Annotated in this window: 6 protein-coding genes and 1 tRNA gene; 4 read left to right on the top strand and 3 right to left on the bottom strand. The window is 59.2% G+C overall.

Features of this window, described 5'->3' with window-relative positions; all coding sequences use genetic code 11:
• Positions 1–151 precede the first annotated feature (151 nt).
• On the bottom strand, positions 152–1,720 hold the full coding sequence (locus tag RM532_RS09530) for a hypothetical protein (protein ID WP_311653093.1): 1,569 nt from the start codon (positions 1,718–1,720) through the stop codon (positions 152–154).
• 12 nt (positions 1,721–1,732) lie between these two features.
• Complete coding sequence (locus tag RM532_RS09535; protein ID WP_311653094.1) at positions 1,733–2,479, bottom strand: PEP-utilizing enzyme; 747 nt, start codon at positions 2,477–2,479, stop codon at positions 1,733–1,735.
• 199 nt (positions 2,480–2,678) lie between these two features.
• On the opposite strand from RM532_RS09535, the gene surE reads away from it, so the two are divergent.
• Together surE and RM532_RS09545 are read left to right on the top strand one after the other, a co-directional pair.
• The gene (gene surE / locus RM532_RS09540; protein WP_311653095.1) at positions 2,679–3,473 is read left to right on the top strand and encodes a 5'/3'-nucleotidase SurE; all 795 of its coding nucleotides are present in this window, start codon (positions 2,679–2,681) and stop codon (positions 3,471–3,473) included.
• Positions 3,474–3,628: 155 nt separating this feature from the next.
• A tRNA-Arg gene (locus RM532_RS09545) sits at positions 3,629–3,705 on the top strand.
• 384 nt (positions 3,706–4,089) lie between these two features.
• On the opposite strand, the gene RM532_RS09550 is transcribed toward RM532_RS09545, so the two are convergent.
• Positions 4,090–6,720 (bottom strand): winged helix-turn-helix domain-containing protein, encoded by a 2,631-nt coding sequence (locus RM532_RS09550; protein WP_311653096.1) that lies wholly within the window; start codon positions 6,718–6,720, stop codon positions 4,090–4,092.
• Between the two features lie 824 nt (positions 6,721–7,544).
• Between RM532_RS09550 and RM532_RS09555 the strand changes: the two genes are divergently transcribed.
• A complete protein-coding gene (locus tag RM532_RS09555; RefSeq protein WP_311653097.1) occupies positions 7,545–7,886 on the top strand; it encodes a hypothetical protein in 342 nt (113 codons plus the stop codon).
• A gap of 160 nt (positions 7,887–8,046) precedes the next feature.
• Complete coding sequence (locus RM532_RS09560; protein WP_311653098.1) at positions 8,047–8,280, top strand: hypothetical protein; 234 nt, start codon at positions 8,047–8,049, stop codon at positions 8,278–8,280.
• Positions 8,281–8,734: the final 454 nt, after the last annotated feature.

Genomic DNA, 8,734 nt, shown 5'->3' on the forward strand with positions numbered 1-8,734 from the left:
CTTCCGCGGCCAGAACCGGAACAACGAAGATGATCCGAAGAGAGGTTTCTTAATGAATCTGCCTTTATCGGGGTGCATCTGTGGATAAACCCTTCTCGAGAGAATCTGTGAAAATCTGCGTAATCTGCGTAATCTGCGGTTACTGCCTTTCTTAACGGTCGCGCAGTTTCTCGACATCATCCCGCCTGAGTCCGGCGCCCTTCTCCTGGAGGTTGCGCGAGCCTTTCTGCTGCAGCTTGTAGAGTCGTTCCACCGCTTCCGACTGGTGGTTGTATTTCACCCAGGTCTCGTCCATGAAGCGGAACTCCTCGGCGCAGCTGGGCGGGGTATTCTCGCGGGCGCGGCGGTTGTATTCCTCGTAGCCGATGACCCCGGCACTGGTTTGATAGCGGTCCTGCTTCGGGTCCAGATAGGTCACGCCCGCCGAGATATCGCCGACGCTGGGCACGTAATCCCCGTCGCGTAGAATCTGCTGGCAGGAGATCGGCGAGTAGATTTTCTGCGGCAGGTCCGAGTGCTGCATCATCGTGTACTCGTTGAACTGATGGCTCGGCCCGGCGCCGACGCAGATGGTACCGAGCATGTCCCGGCTGTACTCATCGTTGAGCAGCGGCCGGAAACGCTCGGCACGCTCATCCACCTTCATCCAGTCATCCGGGTCGTAACAGCCGGCGACATGGGCAAGATCCTTGATGATGCCGTAGTAGGTCATCGCCCCGGCATCCAGCATCTGGTCGCGGGAGTAGCCGGCAAATCGCTTCCACAGGTTGGCGGTGGCTTCCTTCACTTTGTCGTTGAGTTCGCGGAAGGTGGCAGTGAGTTCCTCGGCGCTGCCCATGCCGACTGGGACGTAGCCGTCGGTGAGCGAATCGGAGGTATACAAACCCACGCCGCACAGGTGGTGCGACCGGAATTCCGGTTCGGATTCGAAGCTGCCCCAGTCGTCCAGAATATTGAAGTGGCAATCCTGCACGGCCATGGTCACGGTCAGGTTATTGTAGGGCACGTCGGCGGCCACGCCGTCCAGCCAGGGCAGGTCGCATTCGGCCAGGTCCATGAAATCGCGCACGAGCAGTTCGCGCTTCTTGCCGTCCTTTTCGCCGAGGTTGTATGGGCCGTGGTTGTGCAGGCTGATGCGGGACTCACAGGCGATCAGGAATGCGTACTGCGAGGCCGATGCCACGAACGTGTGGGCGGCTTCGTGCAGTTCGTCGTCCTCGGCGCAGTCGTAGAGATCGGCGTGGAAGACCTGTAGTTGCCGCTCGGGCAGGATCTGCGCCCGGTGGCCGGCCTGGGCGGCAGTCAGGTGCCCGTGGTTGCGTCGCCAGGACAGCTGGAACCGCTTCCAGAAATCGAGCACGTAAGACACGTCCTCGGCAGCATCCTGGGGCCGGATCACCCCCATGTTGATCATCCATTCCCGCCCCAGCAGATAGAAGCAGGGTAGCCCCCACATGGCTACCGCCTGGCAGCGAATGCCCATATTGCGCATGCGGTCGCCGATCTCCTCCGCCTTCATGTGGCGCTCGATCTTGGCCAGCAGCGAGGGGTAGCGGTAGAAGGCCATGGCGTAGGAAAGCAGCATATAGGCCGGCACCGGGAACAGCTTGGATTCCTGCACCGTGCGGGTCACGCACAGCCAGTAGGTTTCGTCCCCGTTGATCTGCAGGAGGTTGTTGGTCTCCAGCAGCTGCGGGTAGTCGAGCTCGATTCGGGACATCGCGCGTGCTCCTTACTGGTTCAGCCGCCAGACGCGGGCGGTGACTTCCCGCCCGCTCTGGTAGTCGTCGGCAGTCTTGGCCTTGGCCGAGACCTCGATCTCCACGGTGTCGCCCTCCATGATGCCGTCCACCTTGGCATTCATCAGACAGGGAATGCCGTACTCGCGGGTGAGAATGCCCAGATGGGAGCGCACCGTGCCGCCCGCGCAGATCACGCCGGCGAACTGTTCCAGGATGGGGGCGGTGAGCGTGCCCCCCGAATCGTCGATTACCGCCACGGTATTGTTCGGCACGCCGTCGGTCAGCCACTGCAGCACCCGGGCGCTCGAGCGTACGTAACGGGCCGTGCCGGTGAGGTTGTCGCCGTACTTGACCACGTTGTCACCGCAACCGCGCTGTTCGCGGCCATCGGCCTCGGGTTCGCCGGTCGGGGCATCGGGGTGCTGGAAGCAGAAGGTTTTGAGATCATCGTCGGTCACGCCGGCGGCTGGCTGGTAGGCGTCCGGGCGTTCCTGGGGCGAGATCGCTGCCGACCAGTCGAACCGGTGGCCGGTGTCCAGCAGCTGCTGTTCCACCGCGCGGAAATCCTCGGCGCCATATGTGGAGGCCGCATCGCCCGTCACCAGGGTTGTCCAGTCGCCGCCGTTGGCATCAAGCCGTTCGCGGATCAGGTCATGGATCGCGCCGTGAAACGCATCGGCCACGGCCGAAGGTGTCTGATCGCCGAACTTGTCGGCGTCTAGGGGTAAACGTGCCATGGTCTCCTCCATCTGGCCGGTTGCCCGATTATTGTATTGTCTGTCGGTGGTCTCGACCGGGTGCGTTGTCACGCCGCTGGCCGCCGATCGGTTTCGTCATCGATTGTAGTACAATATTGTGTAACCTTACGCAACCCGATCAACGCTCGGCGGCGCCACCGCGATGTGGTTGACCGTCGACCCGGCACGAGGAAACGCCGTGTCCCGACTTGCCCAGGAACGGGTGCTGCTGGTCAATGATGACGGCATCAACGCGCCCGGCATGCAGCTGCTGACCCGGCTACTCGAACCCGTGTGCGGCGAACTATGGGTGATCGCGCCGGACAGCGAGCGCTCCGGCTCAGCTCACGCCATTTCGGTGACGGTGCCGATCCGCGCCAGCGAAGTGGCGCCCCGGCGCATTGCCATCCAGGGTACGCCGACCGACTGCGTGATTCTGGCGCGACGGCACTTTATGAAGGATGACCCGCCCACCCTGGTGGTGTCCGGCATCAATCGCGGCGCCAATCTGGGCGACGACGTGACCTATTCCGGCACCACGTCCGCGGCCCTGGAAGCCACCCTCTGCGGCATTCCGGCCGTCGCCCTGAGCCAGATATTCACCTTCGGTCAGGACGTGCCCTGGGCCACCGCGGAGCGCTTTACGGTGCCGATGCTGGAAACCCTGCTGGCCCGGGATTGGCCGACGGGTATTTATTACAACGTCAACTTTCCTGATTGCGGGCCGGAGTCTGTCACCGGTCTGCGTGCGGCACGGCAGGGCCAGCGGGCCGCGGCATCATTCGTGCCGGAGCGCCGTATCGATGGCCGCGACGTGCCTTATTGGTGGATCTGCCTTGATTACGGCCCCGCTCCGGATCAATCCGGCACGGACCTAGCCGTGGTAGCCGAAAACGCCATTTCGGTCACCCCGCTGCTGACTGACATGACCTGCGGTTCAACGATGAGCGATCTGGCGGATGGCTTGCCCGATATGATCGCACCGGGCCGCTGACGCAGGCCTGACGTGATGAGGCTATAAGGCACCAGTTTGATCGGAATGCGGTGCGGCTGCTGCTAGGATACGTAGCCGCTGCCGGGGCTATAGCTCAGTCGGGTAGAGCAGCCGCCTGCTAAGCCGCTGGTCATTGGTTACGATAGACCCGTCCTGGGGCTATAGCTCAGTTGGATAGAGCGACGGCCTCCTAAGCCGTAGGTCGCAGGTTCGAATCCTGCTAGCCCCACCAAATCAATAAGTAACATATCGTGAAAACGAAAAACCGTAAGGCTATATTTCCGTAGGTTGCGATTTGAGCGAACGCCCGGTGATCGGCACGTGTGACCCTGAAAAGTGGTGTGATATGTCTGTGACTCGCATTCTCCGTAACCAGTTCGCCGGCCTCCAAAAGTGATCAACGGCTTCTAGCGTTCGAGTAGGGCTCCAACGGTCCGTGTGAGCGCGGTCGAACACCACGCTCGACTATATGCGTGAAGCCGTCCCTGCTGGCAACTTGACTACAACGAACAATGCCCATATAGCTCGCTGGACAATTAGCACCCCAAGAGTACGAGGCGATTCACCCCAGAAGCTGTGCATTTTAACTGTGCGCTTGACGGGACGCTTACGGTCGTCAGGAGGCAAGCAGATTCAGCTCGTTAGCCTGCGCCACCGCGGCCAGCCGGTTGCTCACTCCCAGCTTTCCATAGATGTTTCGAAGGTGCCATTTGAGCGTGCCTTCGGTGATGAACAGCGTATCGGCAAGTTCACGGTTAGATAGCCCCGACTGCATCTTTTGTAGAATCTGCACCTCACGCGAGGTAAGCGGCTCGATCAACGGCTCCTGCTCAGTGGAACCGGAGGCCGCCCTAGGATCTAGTTTCCCGCCGTCGAGGCTTAGAGATTCGAACAGCTTGTCGATAAATGTTGCAGTTAAGGGGCTGTGATCCGAGTAGTCAGGGGTTCGGCGGTATGTTTCCAGAAGCCCTCGCATGGGTTCACCTTCATCCGCGAACACTCGAATATAGCCTTCGGGAATGGACAGATTGATGGCATCGTCGAAAATGCTCATGGCCTTGCGGTTCTCACCACCGTCGTGCAGTGCTAGGGCTTGCAGCAACAATAGCTCGACCTGCTTTTTTTTCTGCCCCGTCCGTTTCGCATGCCGTAATGCCGGTGCCAGAAGCTCACAAGCTTCCGAGAATTGTCCCTTTAGGAGTGCGATCCGTGCCTGGATGCGGTAGGCCTTGTCTTGAAGAGTCCTTTCGAATTCCACATTGTTTGAGAAAAACCGGTTTAACTCCCCCCAGAGCTGTTCTACCTGGGCAAGCTCACCGTGGCGCAGGAGTATGACGAGTCGTTCGGCAGCGAGGGAGATCGCCAAGCGGGGCAGCCTTTGGGAGCGGCCCAGTGCCTCGCCTTCGGCAAGTGTATCCAGTGCCGCGAGTTGCTGTCCCTGGGCGTTCTGTAGTCGGGCGAGGGTTACGTATCCAATGATCATCGGATCCACCGAGCTTTGCTCGACCATCGCTGTCAGGCCGCGGCCCAATGCTTCACCCGCCTCGGAGAGCCGGTTGAATTCGTACAGAAGGCCAGCTCGCATCGTATGCAACATCATGACCGCGGCATGGTCGCCCAGCCTTGGCTCCAGCTCCGACAGGCACTCCTGGCATTCGTACAGGGCCTGGCGGAAAAGCCCCTGCTTGATCAGGTTTGATACCGCGAGCATGCTCCCCCAAACCAGTGGGTAGGGGGAATCGCACTGCCGCGAAAGGGCCTGTGTGGTTCGGGCGTGCTCCAGCCCCTCGGTAAAATCGCTCAGGGCCTTAACGCAGAAGGCAAGGACCGCATGTGCTATTGCCCGGTCGAATGGGTGTCCGTCTGGCCAGCGGGATAGCCATCGCCTGGCCTGCGACGTACTCGCTATTGCCTGATCGCGCAGGCCGGCTTCGACGCAGCGCTGAAGTTCGATGGCCTGTTGGAGTTCAAGCTGGAATGCCGTCGAACAATCGTGGTCGTCCACATCTCGGCCGTTGCTCTGTAGGTATTCCTGTTCGAGGGTACTGCGAATTGCCTCCGCTTCTTCGTGGCGTCGCAGGAAGTCCAGGGACCATGCCTGTTTGACACGAATCTCCGGCCGCTTTACGAGCAGGCTTTTGGGCAGCTTGTTGATCCAATAGAGATACGTAGTGTGGCGCCCGTACTGCTGGGCGATACGGCTCGCATGCTCGTTGATCAACTGTGCCGCGCTGTCCAGATTTTCTGCGTCGAGGCAGACTTCTATCGCGGTTTCGATCTCGTCGTGCGCGATCAAGCAGTCCCTGGCACGCTCGCAGACCTCGTTGAGGGTGTGGCGCGTGCGGTGCAGGCGCGATAGGAGGAATTCGCGCACCAGCGGGTGTATCTGGTATGTGGGCTCTATCGTGCCGCTGCGAGTGATAGGAAAGGCGCGGTGTTCCAGTTCATCGATCAGCCCCTCTACTCCCTTCAGGCCGGTGACCACTGCCGCGGTCGATGCGGAGAACCGACGAAGAAGCGAAATCCGTAACAAGAAACGGTTCAGGCGCTCGGACTGTTGTGATAGCAGAACCTCGTTCAGGTAGTTTGTAAGTGCCTGCGGAGCTTCGGCTTTACGGAGTCGCCGTACGAAACTATCTTGTGCTTTTTCATCCTGTTCCAGCGTCAGGGCGATCAGCCTGATGACTGCGGGCCAGCCTTGGGTGCGCTCGGTTAACTCCTGCACGAGCGTTTCCCGGGGAACGATCGAGTGCTGCCGTAGCACCTCGGTGATCTCGTCAACAGTGAGCGCAAGATCCTTCCCGGTGAACTTCCATAGACGCCCTTCCAGCAGGGGCTGACTTACCGCCGCCTCCGGAATCGCTCTCCCGCTGAATACCAGCAGTAGCCGTTTCGGTTGATGGCGGATCAGCAGTCGCAGCACCATCTCCGCGGGGCGCCCGAGGAATTCATGTACGTCATCGATGAACAGCGCGGCGCGGGGGCCGTCGGAGCCGAACTCCGCCAGCAACGATCTGATCAGGGCCAGCCTGCCTTTTTGTCCGTAGTTATCTAGTAGTGACTCACTGCTCGTCTTGTCCAGGCGCGCAATCGCCTCGGCGAGGTCGATGATCAGTTTGTCCCCTTCGTGATCGTCCCGGTGCGCCGTGAGGGAAATAGCCCGATATTCCTTTCCATGACCCTGGCGCTGCCATTGCGAAAGCAGCGTTGACTTCCCGTACCCCGGCGGGGCGGTGACGGCAACCACGGCCTTTTCCTTGTTGCAGAGCTTGCTGGGAAGCGTCAGGTGACGCCGGGGAATCTCCCAGGGGCTGCCGGGTTGGGTGGACGGAATCCTAGCCATTGTCACTACCAGTCGGAGAGGACTGTGCTTGGACGGATGCATGAAAATCTGTATATGCAGCGTGCCAGTGTATGGACCTCCCAGTCTACTCCGAGTCACTTCCAATATGACATCGGTCTAAACGGTGGCTTGATGATGCCTGGCTTTCCCCGGGCGTAGTGGACATTCCTGACCTATGAGTGGGCTTCCCTGGGGCGGGACGTCGCAAATTGCTCTATTCAAAAAACATGCCTTTCGGAAGGTGTGGAAACCTTCCGTGGACGGTGAAATGGCCTTGATTCTGAGTCAGCACCGCTATACGCGAGAGCGCCAATTTGAAGGCTAGAGAATGATTATGAGGATTTTGGGGTATACGGATTGGTTGGTCCCCAACTAATCGTGGCATCGCCAGTATCAGCTTCGCTTATTTGTGTCGCCACACACGGCAGCGCGCGATGCTGGGCTTTCCAGCAACACGGTCAGGACTTGTCGAGCGCGAAATACATCAACCGTGTTCGTGTTGTCGGCGCCGCCAGCTAGCAGATTAAGTTCGCGGTTATGCCATCCCCAGGGCTATCGATCCACCAGCAGCGAGAGTCCGATCCGCATGAGCCTATGGCATGGCTTCGGTTGCTCATGGTCGGCCATGATATTCGGTACGAAACGCTAAGCTTTGAGCTTGCCTCGGCGCACACCGAGAAAGGATCGCAGAACTTGCTTGAGGCAATAGCAATCAACAGGGGTATGACATGACACTCGTCCAGTTCACATTTTTTATTTTTGTTGCTATCGCCATCGTTGGGGCTGCGATGGCTATTTTAGCCGCCTTGCGGGTAAGGCGGCCGGCCATCATGGGTCGTAGCCACGGCTTGGCTGCATTTCTTGCCTTGGCATTGCTTCTCTTGGCGAATTTGACCACGGACGCGAGCACTCTGGCTTGGACCGCTTTTGGTGTTCTGGCGGCCGGTTTTATAGGCGGCGGGTTGCTTTTTCGTTTCATTTTCAAAGACCGGTTGCCTATGAAATTCGTAGGCATGCATGCAAGTGTAGGCCTGTTGGGATTGTTACTTCTGTATCTGACAGCATTTTGAGGTGTTAGCTGGCGTGATCTCCACCGTAAAGTGCAACATTCGATGAGAGGAAATATAACCTCGAATATCTGTCCGCCTGAAGTCGACGAGCGGGTGAGGATGATCCCGGGCCACTGGGAAGGCGATCTGAACAAAGGGGCACGTAATGCCTTAGTGTTGGATGCGTTGGTCGAGCGCGCTACCTTGTTCGGTCAGCCTGGCCGAGGTCGATAACGCCAATGCCGAGATGACGATGGCCGGCTTTTCACGGATGCTCAAGTGCATCGATGTTCAGCGACGGTTATCCCCGACTTGCGATCAGAGCAAAGAGATGGCTTGCCATGAGCAACTCAGCCTCAACACCAGCGTGAGCGTCTACTACGACCAACTCGACGAGTCCGCAGTGGCGGTGTGACTCAAGCTTACGAGGCTCCAGGATAACCGGGGAGGTTCAGCAGCGTGGTTGAGTCGATGATTGTGCCCGCGGCCATCGTCGTCTGGTGCCGGTAGCGTCGATACTGAACAACAATCGTGACCTGCTCGGTATGTGTGGCCGGCAGCGGTAGCCTGGGCAGCCAGCACCTTTCGGCCAGCGCAGCTCCAGCAGCAGGTACCTGCTAGCACTGGGACTCGGTAGCGTGGCGCCGCATGAACGCCGCCATCGACAAGTCCGGCTGCATCTGTAGCTGCATGATCTCCATGGCAAAACTACTCGGGGGTCATGGCCGTAGTATCGATACCCAGCGGGCGATGCCGTGAGCTTGGCTGAACTAGGTAGATAATCAAGAAAGGGGTTGACTGATGTGGACCCGTCGGTGTGCCGTGCAGTAAGGATGTTTTTGTTGAATACAATATTGATCGATGCTCTG

Origin of the sequence: Spectribacter hydrogenoxidans (assembly GCF_031846275.1) — a bacterium.
Classification (GTDB): Bacteria; Pseudomonadota; Gammaproteobacteria; order Nevskiales; family Salinisphaeraceae; genus Spectribacter; species Spectribacter hydrogenoxidans.